Source organism: Streptomyces sulphureus DSM 40104 (assembly GCF_000381025.1).
GTDB classification, from domain to species: domain Bacteria; phylum Actinomycetota; class Actinomycetes; order Streptomycetales; family Streptomycetaceae; genus Streptomyces; species Streptomyces sulphureus.
In genome coordinates this window covers 91,526-106,137 of sequence record NZ_KB905821.1, presented here as the reverse complement: position 1 = coordinate 106,137, position 14,612 = coordinate 91,526, and the positions used below count along the sequence as shown (strand labels likewise).

Sequence of the window (14,612 nt, the reverse complement as noted above, 5' to 3'; positions counted from 1 at the left end):
GCGACTCGCGCGGCGAAAGAGCCGGTTTCCAACACGGCGCGGAGCGACTGCCGACGGCACGCTCCGGCGGCGGGCAAGTGTCCGGCACGGAACCGGTGATCGGGAAGGAGCGCCTCGCCGCGACCTCGGAAGCTGAGACAAGTAGCAACGATCCCCGGGAGCACGGGGAGACCACGAGGTATGCCGCGACGTTGCCCAGGGCGTCGGCCCTCGTTTCCCCGAGCACTCCGGACCGGACGGAGGAGCAGCAGACACTGGCCCGAAGGCTGGGAGCGCTCGGAGAGTTGCTCGGCCTCTCCCGCGGACGCGTCGACCCGGAGTTGCTCGCCGAAGCAGCGCGAGTGTCCGAGGAGGCGGGTGCACGCCGGCGGCTCCCTGACGCCTACTCGGTCGTCGCGCTCGCCGGTGCCACGGGCAGCGGAAAGTCCTCCCTTTTCAACACGTTGGCAGGAGCGCAACTCTCCGAGGTGGGGATCTGCCGGCCCACCACCGCGGCCCCTGTCTCCTGCACATGGGAGGCCGCTCAGGGCGAGGGGGGAGCCGACGGCCTGCTCGACCGACTCTCCATCGCACCGAGCGCTCGTCGCTACTCCTGGGACGAGAACCTCAACGGACTGGTCCTCATCGACCTTCCTGACCACGACTCGGTCGCCCCCGACCATCGTCCCCAAGTCGACCGGCTCCTCGGCTTGGTGGACGCGGTGGTCTGGGTCGTCGACCCGGAGAAGTACGCGGACGCGCTGCTTCACGAGCGGTACCTGCGGCGGATGCCGCACCACGCCGATGTCACCTTCGTCGTGCTCAACCAGATCGACAGGCTCGGACGGGAAGCCGTCGGCGCGGTCCTCGACGATTTGCGGCGGTTGCTCGACAGCGACGGCGTCGCTCTCGGTGATTACGGCGAGCCGGGGGCCGCGGTCCTGGCCACCTCCGCTCACACCGGTGAGGGGATCGGCGAGCTCAGGACGGAGCTCGCCTCGCTCGCGGCAGCGCGGCGTGCTGCGGCTCTCCGCATCGGTGCGGACCTGGACTCCGTACTTCGCCGCCTTCGCCCGCTCTATGTCAATGTCGAAGCCGGTGAGTTGGGGCTGACCGAGCTGGTCCGGGAGCGGTTCGACGAGCGCCTTGCCGTCGCTCTCGGTGCGCGCGCCGCAGGAGAGGCCGCGGAGCGGGCCTGGCTCCGCGGTGCCGAGGAGGCGTCCGCAACGGTGTGGGCGCGGCTGCTGAAGCGCCGGATCGAGAAGAGGCGCACGGAGGTTGTCGGCAACGTCGAACGTGGCCTTCCGGCGGAGCGGCCCGGTGGCGCCCTCTCGCCGGCCTCGCGACCGGCAGTGGCACAGGCCGTGAGGGAGCTCGGCGAGAGCGCCGCGGCGGGATTGCCGGAGGCGTGGTCGCGGCGCGTGCGTGACGCCGCTTTCCGGGGCGCGGCCGGTCTTCCGGAAGCGCTCGACGAGGCGGCCCGTCGTCGGTACGGCCCAGGCGAAGCCGAAGACGCGGCGGACTTCTCGGCCGAGGGACTCCCAGCAGAGCTGCACGCGTCCTCCTCCTATGCCCCGGAAGCTCGGGACGCCGTCGGAACTGCCCAGAACGGCGGAGCCGTTGAGGAAAGGGCGGACGCGCCTCTTCACAACGGAGCCGAGAAGAAGAAGCGAGGAACCGCTCGCTTCCGATCTCGGAGCCGGGCGGGTGGCGCTTCCCTCCACGAACCGGGACCCGGACGTCCTCGTTGGCGGAAGAAGTCGGATGCCGCCGTCTCGGTGCCGCGGCCGGCCTGGGCGCCCGTCGCGCTCGTCGGGCAGGTACTGATGATGCTCCTGCAACTCGTGGGCGCCGTGTGGATGTTGGTTGCTTCCACCGCGCTCGGCGGAGAGACGGCGCCTCTCGGCGCGACGCTCCTCGGGGCGGGGGCTGTCGGTGCTCCGCTGCTCTCGTGGACGTGCCGGAGGGTTTCCCAGGGGCCCGCACGCGTCCACGGCAGTACAGAAGAGGCCAGGCTGCGACGTCTCGCTGCCGGTTGTGGTCGCTCGCGCGTCCTGGAGCCCGTTGCCGCCGAACTCGTGCGTTACCGGGAGGCTCGGGAGCAGTACGTGGTCGCCACTGGGGAGGTGTAGGGCGCGCAGCCGCTTTGCGAACCGCCCCGGTCGGGTTGTGGAGCGTGTGGAGTCCGCTCGCCGACACCAGTTGTCGGAGAGCGCCGGCTTCGGGCGAGACAGGGGGCGGGGCGCAGAGGTTCCGGCGCCCCGTCCGGTGACACCGGTCCGCAGCGTGCCGGTGTCCTTGCCGTCGTGCGGGCACGGGGCGCGTACGTCTGCGGTGTGCCTTGCGGGCTCGGTGAGGTGGCCTCGCTCAGGTCGCCTGTCCGTTCCGGACACGAGTCTTGCGAGGGTGAGTAGAAGCCCTCGTAGTTCGAGCATTTCGATCCCCCGTCTGCCGGTCGCCTTTCTCCCAGGACTCGTACGCCGTCGCCGAGGCGGGCCACGTGGTCCTGGGAGAAGCCTGCGGCATGTGGAGTCGAAATCGGGAGAATGGCCGCGTACTGCACCCCTACGGGTGGCGGAGTTATCCACAACTACTCGGTACTCCACAGAAATTGAAGGTTTTGAGCGGTACTTCCGCACTTGCTGCACGGTGGGGTTCGTCGGCGGCCGCAAAGGCTGCCGGCGGAGTTCTGATCCTTGACAGAGCGCACTGCGGGACGGCGAGCGTCCCGCTGAAGCGCGGAGAGGCGGATGTCGTGCATGAGACGCACATCACCGTGGTGGGAAACGTTGCGACGCCGGTCGACTATCGGGAGACGGCCAACGGCGATCGCGTGGCGAGGTTCCGGTTGGCGAGTACGGTGCGCCGCTTCGACCAGCGGCTCGGCGTGTGGGTGGACGGCCACACGAGCTTCTACACGGTCTGGGCGCGCCGCGGTCTGGCGGCCAACGTCGCCTCGTCCGTGTCGATCGGTGAACCCGTCATCGTCCAGGGTCAGTTGCGGATCAGCGAGAAGGACGGTGATACGCGGAAGTTCGTCGCAGCCGATCTCAGCGCGCATGCCGTCGGACATGACCTCTCCAGGGGGACTTCTGCCTTTGTGCGCGTGTCCCAGGCCAAACAGGTGCCCGTCGCTCCAGGTGAGCGATCGTCGGCCGGGCGGAGCGAGGTGGCTGACGGGCCGGCTGCGGAGTATGCGGAGGTCTCGATTCCGGGTCGTCGCGGGGCGTCTTGAACGTCCCGGTCCGTCGGGTTCAGTGATAACGATTCTGAGTCGGAACTGCCGGTGAGGTGTGAATACGGGCGGGCCGGCTCCCGGTGATCTTTAGCATCCCTCGCGTACCGATGGGGGGTTGAGTTCTTTGCAGACGGGGTGTCGGACCCACATGCGTCCGTTCCGTCCGGAGGGGAAGACGATGACTTCTGCACGCAGGCGACCGCTCGATCGCCGTGCCGCCGTAGCCGTGGTCTCCGGGGCGTTGTTCGTCTCCGGTGTAGCCGCTGCCAGCCCGGCAGCCGCAGGACAGGGGGAGGGAAACCCACGCGGTGCGACGGCATCCCTCGACGGCCTGAACACGTACGGCAAAGCAGTCGTGCAGGAGGAGGGCGGTGGCCGCGACATCAGCGCCGGCCTTTCCGAGATGACTGTCGAGGACGGTGGCAGCCTCCAGAGCTACAGCGTCGACATGCTCAACCCGACCAGGGAGCAGGCGGGTTACGAGGAAGCTTCCTGGGGGACGTCCTCCCTGCACCACAACAAGGAAGCGGGCAAGATCCGTTGGATCGTCGAGAACTCCTTCCCGCAGGTTAACGACTTGCAGGCACTCGCCAGGCAGGCCAAGGTCAAGCGGCTCACACCTGAACTCGCCGCGGCGGGAACGCAGGTGGCGATCTGGCGCCTCTCCGAGGAAAGCACCGGCGACGGCGCAAAGGTGAAGGCTGCCGAACCGGCGGCGAGGAAGCTCACGGACTACCTGGTGAACGCGGCGAAGCCGATGCCGGAACCGCGGCCTTCCCTCCAACTCGGACCGGCGGAGACGGCGGGGATGAGCGGGGACCGGCTCGGACCTGTCACGGTCCGCACCACCGCGCCCGTGGTCTCGATCGAGGCCGATCCGGACGCCGTCGCACGCGGAGTGCGGCTCGTCGACAAAAAGGGCGACGACGTCGAGACGGCCTCGAACGGCACGAAGGTCTACTTCGAGGTCCCCGAGGGGTCGGAGGGCGGCACGGCCTCGCTGTTGGCGCAGGCGTCGGCGAAGGTCCCGGTGGGGCGCGTCTTCACCGGGACGGGAGAACACGCACGTACGCAGACCCAGATACTCGCGGGAGCCAGTAGCTCCACCGTCTCCGGCTCTGCCTCGGTGAGTTGGGCCGAGGAAGGGCCCGTTGCCGCGGTCTCCAGCGCGAAGAACTGCGACGAGAGCGGCGTGGACATCACCGTGGCCAACGGTGGCGACGAGGAGTTCGACTTCACCGTCGGCGAGCATGAGTACGTACGGGAGCCGGGGGAGTCCAGAACGGAGACCGTCCCGGTCGAGGAGGACCAGCCCTACCGGATCGCGGTGAACGCGCCGGACGGGGCCGACCGTGTCTTCACCGGAGTGCTGGACTGCGCGACGGCGAGTGCCGTGCGCGCACAGGAGGACAAGGGACTTGCCGCTTCCGCCGCCACTCCGAGTCCGGCGACGGTCGGCGGGGGTGGTCTCAGCCCGGACGGTGCCTCTTCCGACCTCGCGGAGACAGGAAGCAGCGACACACCGCTGTTGGTCAGTATCGCGGTGGGCCTTGTCGTGGTCGGTGGTACTGCGCTGATGATCGTGCGACGGGCAAGGCAATAGGGCCGTCGACGGCCTGGCCGTCCGGCGGCTGCCGGTTTCTGCCCATCTGTGTGGGCTGTGTCGGGCGCGACCGTCCGTGTCGGCGCCGCGTCGGGGCCGGGACCTACGGGGCGCGGGCGCCCGCGTCGGTGCGGTGTCGAAGACGGCACCGTTCGCATGGGGAGCTCCGAGTCGGAGGCCCGGTGGTTGACCCGGAACCGGGCTCGGACGGCGGCTCCGGGCGCGTCGAAGCTCAACGACATCGGCGACGTACGCGAGAAAGGGGAGCGGGCATGCTGGTGTGAGCTGCCCCGTTTCGGCGGAGACGCTGTTGTGCGGCAAGATGGGGGGAGCTGAACCCCCGTGGTGACACCGCGGGCCGCACAGCGGCGGAGCCGCTGACGGTCACCGCGGCGGCCAAGGCGTGCCGACCGTAAGGGGGGAGGCGCCAGACCGACTCGCGGCGCAAGCCGCACGCTGATTGGGCGGCGCGAGCCGTACAGATATCCGCGCGGTACCACTGACCGTGCGCAGACACTTACAGATTGCCGGACGGTTCCTCTTGGCTGAGTACATCTACACCATGCGCAAGGCGCGCAAGGCACACGGCGACAAGGTGATCCTCGACGACGTCACCCTGGCCTTCCTGCCCGGTGCGAAGATCGGCGTCGTGGGCCCCAACGGTGCTGGTAAGTCCACGGTTCTGAAGATCATGGCCGGTCTTGAGCAACCGTCCAACGGCGACGCGATGCTCTCGCCCGGTTACAGCGTGGGCATCCTGCTCCAGGAGCCGCCGTTGGACGAGTCCAAGACGGTCCTGGAGAACGTCCAGGACGGTGTAGCGGAGACGAAGCAGAAGCTCGACCGCTTCAACGAGATCGCCGAACAGATGGCGACGGACTACACCGACCAGCTCATGGAGGAGATGGGCAAGCTCCAGGAGCAGCTCGACCACCTCAACGCCTGGGACCTCGACTCCCAGCTCGAGCAGGCGATGGACGCCCTCGGCTGCCCGCCCGGCGACTGGAGCGTCACCAAGCTCTCCGGCGGTGAGCGGCGCCGAGTCGCTCTCTGCAAGCTGCTGCTCGAGCAGCCCGATCTCCTCCTCCTCGACGAGCCCACCAACCACCTCGACGCCGAGTCGGTGCAGTGGCTGGAGCAGCACCTCGCGAAGTACCCCGGCACCGTTGTGGCGATCACCCACGACAGGTACTTCCTGGACAACGTGGCCGGTTGGATCATGGAGCTCGACCGCGGCCGTGCCATCGGCTACGAGGGCAACTACTCCACCTACCTGGAGAAGAAGCAGTCCCGGCTGAAGGTCGAGGGCCAGAAGGACGCCAAGAGGCAGAAGCGCCTCAAGGACGAGCTGGAGTGGGTCCGCTCCAACTCCAAGGGTCGGCAGGCGAAATCGCGTGCCCGTCTGGCGCGGTACGAGGAGATGGCCGCCGAGGCGGAGAAGACGCGGAAGCTCGACTTCGAGGAGATCCAGATCCCGCCGGGCCCCCGCCTGGGCAATGTCGTCGTCGAGGTGGAGCACCTCCACAAGGCTTTCGGGGAGAAGGTGCTCATCGACGACCTCTCCTTCTCGCTTCCGCGGAACGGCATCGTCGGGGTCATCGGTCCGAACGGCGCCGGTAAGACGACGCTCTTCAAGATGCTCCAGGGACTCGAGGAGCCGGACGCCGGGACGATCAAGGTCGGCGACTCGGTGAAGATCTCCTACGTCGACCAGAACCGCGCGAACATCGACGGAAAGAAGACGCTCTGGGAGGTTGTCTCCGACGGCCTGGACTACATCAATGTCGGCCAGGTCGAGATGCCGTCGCGCGCGTACGTCAGCGCGTTCGGCTTCAAGGGCCCGGACCAGCAGAAGCCCGCAGGCGTGCTCTCCGGCGGTGAACGCAACCGGCTGAACCTGGCGCTCACCCTGAAGCAGGGCGGCAACCTGCTGCTCCTCGACGAGCCGACCAACGACCTCGATGTCGAGACTCTCTCCTCGCTGGAGAACGCGCTCCTCGACTTCCCCGGTTGCGCCGTGGTCGTCTCCCACGACCGCTGGTTCCTCGACCGTGTCGCCACTCACATCCTCGCGTACGAGGGTGAGAGCAAGTGGTTCTGGTTCGAGGGCAACTTCGAGTCGTACGAGAAGAACAAGATCGAGCGCCTCGGTCCGGACGCCGCTCGTCCCCACCGAGCGACCTACCGGAAGCTCACGCGGAGCTGAGCGTGCGCCACATGTACGAGTGCCCGGTGCGCTGGTCGGACATGGATGCGTTCGGACACGTCAACAACGTCGTGTTCCTCCGGTACTTGGAGGAAGCCCGTATCGATTTCATGTTCCGACTGGCGCGACGGGAGGAGCCGTCCTCGTTCACGGGCGGCTCCGTGGTCGCGCGGCACGAGATCGACTACGTCAGGCCGCTCGTTCACCGGCATGAGCCGGTGACCGTGCAAACCTGGGTGACGAAGCTCGGCGCGGCCTCGGTCGACCTCGCGTACGAGGTGGGCGAGAACGATCCGGCGGTGCGTCCCTACGTGCGGGCGAGCAGCGTCGTGGTGCCGTACGACCTGGAAAACGAGCGGCCGAGGCGGCTGACACCACACGAGAAGTCGTTCCTTGAGGGGTACTTCGATGACAGCCACCTCGGTTAGTCGTCTCCGGCTCGCGGAGCCGGAAGAGGGCGCTGGGCTCGCGGCGTTCCTCGAGCGTCTGCTGCGCTGGGAGAAGAGCGCGGCCGTGCGAGTGCAGGCGGCCGGCGGTGTCGTAGGTGTCTTCGCGAAGCCGGCGCGGTTCGAGGTGCTTGCCTTGCGGACGGCGCGGCTGCGCGAGCCGGTCGAGACCGATGTGACCGTTTCCGCAGGAGAGCTGTTGGAGCGGATCGACGAGGAGCGCGGTGGCGTTTCCTTGCCCGACGAGGTGACGGGCCCGGCGTGGGCGGGTGTGCTGCCGCCTGACAGCGGATGGACGAAGTTCGCCGAGGTGCCCGCGGACGCGGTGCGGTCGGTCGCCGTCGCAGCGGTGGGGGAGTTCAAGGAGCGGGCCGAAAAGCTGGGCGAGAAGGAGCGCACGCGGCAGGCCCTCGACGCGTTGGCCGAGGAGATCTGGTCGCGCCCGCTCGGTCGGACCGGATTCCCGCTGCGGGCGGTTCACGCGGGGCACGCTCTCGGTCTCTTGCAGGGCGGCGAGTCGGTCTCGCTGTTGCGAGCGCGGGGGTGGTTGCGGCTGAGCAGTGCGCACGGGTCCGTCGTCCTGCGTGACACCGCGGAGGCGGGCACCGGGCTCGGCTTGAGCGTCACACCGGTGTGACTCGGCGGGGTGGTGATCGGGACCAGCCGTTTGATGCTCCCCGGTGGCGTGCGGGTGACGGGGCAGCGCTCGCCGCGACCAACTCCGGTGCTGAAGTGATGCGTTGGCTCGGAGACGGCACCGTTCGGGACGTGGTGCAGACGCAGCGGTCCGTCACGGCGATGGAACGCCAGTGGTAGGAGCACGGGTGCCGGCTTTTTGCCCTGGAGGTGCGCCCTAGCGGGACTTGTCGGCTTTACGGAGCTTCGTTCCCGAGGTCCTGGCGCGCTCCTGCTGGGGTCGGGTCGCCACGGAGGCCGCGCGGGCGGCTCTGCAATTCGCCTCCGCCAACCGCAGGACGACCGAGACCGTGGGCATCGCCCGGGCGGGGAACAAGCGCGTCATGACGAAGCTCGGCAGGCGACTGGTCGCCCGCACGGTGCAGCCGGCAGCGGACGCCCTGTATGTGTCCACGCGTTGTCGGGTACTGAGCAACGGGCCGTGTGACCGCGCGGAGGTGGGCTTCGCCGGGTCGGCGTGTCAGTCCGGTGAGTTGACCATGGACGCGGCCGCGTAGACCAGGTAGTCCCAGAGTTGCTGCTCCAGTTCGGCGGGGAGTTCCAGCTCCTCGACGGCGGTACGCATGTGGTGCAGCCAGGCGTCGTGCGCGGCGCGGTCGACCTTGAACGGGGCGTGCCGCATGCGCAGCCGCGGATGGCCGCGCTGGTCGCTGTATGTCCGGGGACCGCCCCAGTACTGCATGAGGAAGAGAACGAGCCGCTCCTCCGCGGGGCCGAGGTCCTCCTCCGGGTACATCGGCCTCAGCACAGGGTCTTCGGCGACGCCTGCGTAGAAGCGGCGTACGAGCCGACGGAAGGTCTCCTCTCCGCCGACCTGTTCGTAGAACGTCTGTGACTGCAGGCTCCCGCGCCGGATCTCCATACCTCCATGGTCGCAGACGAGGGACCGAGGACCAGAGTCCTCGGTCCCTCCGGCACCGGGAGGGCCGGACCCGTGCAGAGGGCGGGGGTTGGCTGCGTCGGGCCTCAACTCCGCTGCAAGGGTCCGTAGTCGGTCGCGGTCGAGTGGCTGTTGCCCGGCGGTGCATACTCTCGGGAATAGGCCGACGACTCATTGTGACCGCATCGTTGCCAGGAGCCGGCACGCTCCGCTCCGCCCTCGCGTCCGTGGCGTGGAGGGCGCACATTGGAAGGGTGAACGAGGCGTCCGAGCTGGTCCGCCGCATCGAAGCGGGCGGCGGACTCACCGACCCTGCCTGGCGTGCCGCCTTCGAGGCCGTACCCAGGGAACTCTTCGTGCCCTACTACTACCTGCCGGCGATCGGCGGGTACCGCAGACTGTGGCGGAACGACCCCGACCCGGGCGAGCGCCGCCGATGGCGTGAAGGCGTCTACGAGGACGCACCGCTCGCGATCCGTGTTCGCGACGGGGAACTCGTCTCTTCCAGCAGCCAGCCCTCCCTGATGGCACTCATGCTGGAGGCCCTCGACGTCCCCGACGGAGCGGACGTGCTGGAGATCGGCACCGGTTCGGGCTACAACGCGGGGCTGCTCAGTGAGAGGCTCGGCGATTCCCACGTCACCACTGTCGACCTCGACCCGGCGCTCACGGAGACGGCGGCGACGCACCTTGCGGAGGCGGGCTACCGGCCGCACGTCGTCACGGGCGACGGCGCGCAAGGCTGCACCACGTACGCGCCGTACGACCGCATCATCGCCACCTGCGCGGTGCAGACGGTGCCGTCCGCCTGGCTGAAGCAGTCCGCCGACGGGGCGCTCGTTCTCACCCCCTTCGCGACGGGCCTGCTCTCGCTGCGGATCGAGCGGGGCGACCAGGGTGAAGTCCGCGGCGAGGGACGGTTCTTGCAGACCCCTGCCTTTTTCGTCCCGCTGCGCGGGGGGCCTCCTCCGTGGGAGACGGGTCTGGAACGTCCGAAGGGGGTACCGCGCGGGGCCTGGGTGGACGACTCGTTCCGCTTCGCGCTCGCCCTCCTCGGCGGGGCTGCCGAGCCGGTCGAGATCTTCGACGTCTGGCGGCGTGCGGGACGGCCCGAACGGGAGCGGTACGGGGTGACGGTCAGTGGCGCACGGCAGTGGGCGTGGCTCGATTCGCCTACGGGAGGTCATGCGTGGGAGCTGCACTCGGAGGAGGCGTAACCGCGGCGCATCGACCGGCTCTTGCCGCGTGAACGGGGAAGCGGTGGCTCCGACTCCGTTGCTTGCGGGGGTAGTTGACACGATCGGGTGACGCACTTTCAGGCACGCTCGGTGCGAAGGGGAACCGGAGGTGTGGCCCAAGCGTGATGAAAGAACGGGAAGGGGCGCGCTAGTGTGCCCCTCCTGGCCGCGGTTCCGGGGCTTCGGCCGTCTCCGCGGGGAAGCGGGGGGCTGTCGGATTGCCTCTTACCGTCGGGCAGGGGTGCCGTACGCGAGTTGGAGCAGTGCTGTGCGGGTGTCGGTCCCTGCGGCCATACTGCGGGTTGTGTGCTCGTACCGAACGTTGGGGACGGGAACGCCGCCAGTGACCAAGGGGGAGGTCTCCAAGCCGTGACGCAACCGACCGCAGCGCCGCCTGCACCGCCCGCCCGACCCGCCGTTGCGGCTCCGGAACCGAGGGAAGCCGAGCCACGCGGCGGCCCTTCCTGGCGAGGTGCGAGCAGAAGGCTGCGCGCCGAGGCCACGACGGAGCCCGGCCGCCTCCGGCTGATCGGTGCCGTACTCGCCGCGCTTCTCGTCGTCTTCGGCGGGATCACTGCCCTGCAGGTCTCGGAGCGTACGAGCGCGGCCGGCGATGTCGTGGAGCGGAGCCAACCCCTCAGCGCCGACGCGGCGAAGATCTATCGTTCCCTCGCCGACGCCGACACCTCGGCCTCCAGCGGCTTCCTCGCCGGGGGCGACGAGCCGCGTAGCGTGCGCGCAAGGTACGAGAAGGACATCCGGGAGGCGTCGGAGCTGCTCGCGGGCGCCGCTTCCAGCAGCGACGGCTCCCGCCCGGCGGACCGTCAGATCGAGGTCCTCAACAAGGGGCTCCCTGTCTACACCGGTCTCGTCGAGTCGGCGCGTGCCAACAATCGGCAGGGACTTCCACTCGGCGGTGCTTACCTGCGGTACGCCAACGAGAAGATGCGCGGCGAACTCCTCCCCGCGGCAGAGACGTTGTACAAGGCGGAGACGTCCGAGCTGCGGAGGGACTACGACGCGGCGAAAGGCTGGCCGTGGGCGGCGGTCGGGCTCGGTGTGGTGACGCTGGTCGTGCTCGTCTGGGCGCAGCGCCGCAACTACCGCCGCACCAACCGGGTCTTCAACCCCGGCCTTCTCTCGGCGACCGCCGCCGCCGTGGTTCTCCTCCTCTGGCTCGGTGTCGGCCACACGCTTGCGCGTAGCAGCCTCACCGACTCGGACGAGCAGGGCGCCCGCTCCCTCCAGGCGCTCAACGAGGTGTGGATCGGCTCTCTGCAGGCGCGAGGCGACGAGAACATGACGCTCGTCGCGCGGGGTGCCGGCGCCGAGTACGAGAAGAGCTACAAGAAGCAGATGGGCGAACTCTTCGGCCGGCCCGACTCACCCGGCGGCCTCCAGCGCGCGCAGGCGCTCGCCGACGACAGCACAGGACGCCAATCGGTCCGGAACGCAACCAACTCGCTGAAACGCTGGCAGGAACGGCACGCCAACGCCCGTGCGAAGGACGACGACGGCGCCTACGACGACGCCGTCGAGATGGTCATCGGCAAGGAGAACAGTACGGGCGAGGCGTTCGACCGCGTCGATCGCAACCTCGCCAAGGCCAGCGCCCATGAGCAGCAGCAGTTCGAGGAAGCCGCCGACCGGGGCCGCGGATGGCTGGGTGGCCTCGGTATAGGGGCCGTAGTGCTCGCGGTGCTCGGGGCCGCGGCCGTGGTGTGGGGCCAGATGCGCCGGCTCGCGGAGTACCGGTGAGGGGGAGTACGGCTATGGGACGTGAAGTGACGGCAGCCCGGGGAATGTTGGGCATGGCGTGCCCTGGTTCCGGCCGGAGGGTGTCGGCCGTCGGCGACGTGGGCGAACCGGCAGGGCGCGACGGTGGCACACGTGCAAGGCGTCGGAGGGTCGGGGTCGTCGGTGCAGTGTCCGCTGTCCTCCTGGCGGTGCTCACCGGATGCGCCGCACCTTCCGGGAGCGGGGGCGGAACGGGCGAGCGTGGACGCGTCGGCTCTGTCGCGGCTCCGGCCGACGACCCCGTGCGGCCCTTTGCGGCGCCGGGAGAGGACCCCGAACCGGAGAAGTGCGAGGACGGTTCGGACCCGGCCGAAAGCCTCAAACCGAGCGGAGAAGCCGGCGAGGCCGTCGAACGCATCCAGGACCGCGGGCGCCTGGTCGTCGGTGTCGACCAGAACAGCTTCCTGTGGGGCTATCGGGACCCCACCACCGGCAAGTTGGGCGGATTCGACATCGATCTCGCCAAGGAGATCGGGAAGGACATCCTCGGCACCGACCCGGACATCACCTTCAAGACGATCCCGACCGATCAGCGCATCCGCGCGCTCGAGAAGGGCGACGTCGACATGGTCGTCCGGACGATGACGATCAGTTGCGAACGCATCGAGGAAGTCGCCTTCTCCACGGCGTACTTCGAGGCCGGGCAGCAGATGCTGGTGCCGAAGGACCACGCCCGGGTGAAGGGCTTCGACAAGTCTCTCGAAGGCCGCAGACTCTGCTACGCCTCCGGCTCGACGGCGGAAACCCTGATGAAGGAGGACGACTACCAGCAGCTCGGCGCCCGCACCCTCCGTGTGCCCAACCAACTCGACTGCCTGGTGCGCATGCAGCTCGGCGAGGCCGACGCCATCGTCACCGACAGCGCATTGGGAGCGGGCCAGGCGGCGCAGGACCCGTCGGTGCGGTTGATCGGCGAGCCCGTCACCGTCGAACCGTACGGCGTGGCGATGAACCTCGAGGACGAGGACCTCGTCCGTCGCGTCAACAAGGTGCTCGACGATTACCGCAAGGGTGGAGCGGGGAGCAAGTGGCGGGCTGCGTACGACGAGTGGCTCGCCGACGACATGAAAGGCACCGGGGAAGGCGGAGCCCCCAAACCACCCGAGCCCAAGTACCGCGACTGACGCGGGCGGTGGCCCCGGAGGCGGGCGACCGGGAGCGGTGACGAGGCAGCGACGAGAGCAGCGAGGTGATCGATGGGGCCCGCGGGACCCGCCGGAGCGGTGATGAGCCGGGAAGAGGTCGATCGTGCCTTGGAGCGGTTCGACGCCGAGCACGAGGCCGTCGAGTCGTCGCTCCTGGCGCTGCAAGACCACGCAGGGCGCCGCCTGTTGGAGGGGGCGGAGCTCACCGGCGTCACTGCGGACAGGTGGGCGCGGGCCGAACAGGCCGTCACGCTGCTGTGGAACGGTTTCGAGACCTACACCAGTCGGCTGGAGCTCGCCCGCGAGCTGCGGAGCAAACGTCGATGGCCCAGCCGGGACGACCTGACGGAGCTCACCCGGCTCCTCCGGGGGACGCTGACGGTCTCCGGGGCCGACCTCGCCGGCGCGGCGCCGGGTGCCGGGGGAACGCACCAGTTGGTCGAGGAGTTGACGCTCCCGCAGCTCGTCTCCCGCATGAACGATTGGTATGCGCAGGCCCTCGACGTCGTCGCCGCCGCCGACTCGGTCTGGTCCGCCCTTCCTGCGCGGATTGACATGCTCTCGGCCGAGCTCCGGCGTATCCGCTCGCTCGCCCACTCGGTCGGCGTCCGCCCCGGCGAGCATCCGGCAGGAGACGACCTGGAGCGGACGACGCAAGACCTCACCGACCTGCGTGCCGAGGTTCTCACCGACCCGCTCGCCTTCTGGTCCCGCACCGGCGGGAGCAGCGCCCCCGGCGGAGGCCGTCCCGACACGACGCGATACGACACCTCAGCTCGCGCATTGGAGGACGTGCGGCGGGAGATCGAGGCGGTGTTGACCGTCCGCCAGGACGCCGAGCAGCGCCTGATGAGGCTCCGCGACGTCCTCTCGCGCGCCGATCGCACCCTCGCCGAGGCGAGGTCGGCCCGAGGCGAGGTGCTCGCCAAGATCGCGGCCTCCGAGGTGCCGGCCGTGAGCGGCCCCCCGGCCGCCCTCCACGAGCAGTTGACCACGGCGGCCGAGCACCGCAGGCACTCGCGCTGGCACCTCCTCTCACCGCTCCTGGAGAACCTGGAACAGCGCTCGGAGGAGGAGTTGGAACGCGCCCGCGCCGAACTCACCGCGGTGACGGCCCCGTTGGCGGTGCGTGCCGAGCTCCGAGGCAGGCTCGACGCGTACAAGGCCAAGGCCGCGCAGCACGGCTTCGCCGAGGACCGCTTCCTCGCCGAGCGGTACGACGTGGCCCGGCGCCTGCTGTGGAGTGCGCCCTGCGACCTGCGGGCGGCGGACCACGCCGTCCAGCGGTACCAGCAGGCGGTGCAGGACTCCCTCGCGGCACGTCGCAGCGAGGGCACGCCCCTCGCCGAGGGCAGGGGAGAGAGATGAACGCGACGGGGGCACC

General features: G+C 69.3%; 11 protein-coding genes. 10 read left to right on the top strand and 1 reads right to left on the bottom strand.

All coding sequences use genetic code 11. The annotated features are described in order from the left end of the window. The first annotated feature begins 191 nt into the window (after window positions 1-191). From F603_RS0123000 to F603_RS0122975, 6 genes are all read left to right on the top strand, one after another. Complete coding sequence (locus F603_RS0123000; protein ID WP_342665932.1) at window positions 192-2,111, top strand: GTPase; 1,920 nt, start codon at window positions 192-194, stop codon at window positions 2,109-2,111. Window positions 2,112-2,734: 623 nt separating this feature from the next. Next, a complete protein-coding gene (locus tag F603_RS0122995; protein ID WP_019548295.1) occupies window positions 2,735-3,214 on the top strand; it encodes a single-stranded DNA-binding protein in 480 nt (159 codons plus the stop codon). A 181-nt stretch (window positions 3,215-3,395) separates the two neighbouring features. Then, entirely contained in the window at window positions 3,396-4,820 is a 1,425-nt protein-coding gene (locus F603_RS0122990) for a thioester domain-containing protein (RefSeq protein ID WP_245600881.1), read from the top strand. A gap of 541 nt (window positions 4,821-5,361) precedes the next feature. Beyond that, window positions 5,362-7,026 (top strand): energy-dependent translational throttle protein EttA, encoded by a 1,665-nt coding sequence (gene ettA / locus F603_RS0122985; RefSeq protein ID WP_019548293.1) that lies wholly within the window; start codon window positions 5,362-5,364, stop codon window positions 7,024-7,026. An 11-nt stretch (window positions 7,027-7,037) separates the two neighbouring features. Then, the gene (locus F603_RS0122980) at window positions 7,038-7,454 is read left to right on the top strand and encodes an acyl-CoA thioesterase (RefSeq protein ID WP_019548292.1); all 417 of its coding nucleotides are present in this window, start codon (window positions 7,038-7,040) and stop codon (window positions 7,452-7,454) included. Then, window positions 7,435-8,109, top strand: coding sequence for a DUF8010 domain-containing protein (locus F603_RS0122975; RefSeq protein ID WP_019548291.1), 675 nt, complete (start codon window positions 7,435-7,437; stop codon window positions 8,107-8,109). Before F603_RS0122980 ends, F603_RS0122975 begins: the two co-directional genes overlap by 20 nt. A 519-nt stretch (window positions 8,110-8,628) precedes the next feature. On the opposite strand, the gene F603_RS0122965 is transcribed toward F603_RS0122975, so the two are convergent. Continuing rightward, window positions 8,629-9,030, bottom strand: coding sequence for a globin (locus F603_RS0122965; protein ID WP_019548289.1), 402 nt, complete (start codon window positions 9,028-9,030; stop codon window positions 8,629-8,631). 272 nt (window positions 9,031-9,302) lie between these two features. Between F603_RS0122965 and F603_RS0122960 the strand changes: the two genes are divergently transcribed. From F603_RS0122960 to F603_RS0122945, 4 genes are all read left to right on the top strand, one after another. Beyond that, the gene (locus F603_RS0122960; RefSeq protein ID WP_019548288.1) at window positions 9,303-10,265 is read left to right on the top strand and encodes a methyltransferase domain-containing protein; all 963 of its coding nucleotides are present in this window, start codon (window positions 9,303-9,305) and stop codon (window positions 10,263-10,265) included. Between the two features lie 390 nt (window positions 10,266-10,655). Further along, a complete protein-coding gene (locus F603_RS0122955) occupies window positions 10,656-12,044 on the top strand; it encodes a hypothetical protein (protein ID WP_019548287.1) in 1,389 nt (462 codons plus the stop codon). A 167-nt stretch (window positions 12,045-12,211) separates the two neighbouring features. Next, window positions 12,212-13,207, top strand: coding sequence for a glutamate ABC transporter substrate-binding protein (locus tag F603_RS0122950; protein ID WP_019548286.1), 996 nt, complete (start codon window positions 12,212-12,214; stop codon window positions 13,205-13,207). A gap of 102 nt (window positions 13,208-13,309) precedes the next feature. After that, window positions 13,310-14,596, top strand: a complete 1,287-nt coding sequence (locus F603_RS0122945) for a hypothetical protein (RefSeq protein ID WP_019548285.1) — start codon at window positions 13,310-13,312, stop codon at window positions 14,594-14,596. Window positions 14,597-14,612 lie beyond the last annotated feature (16 nt).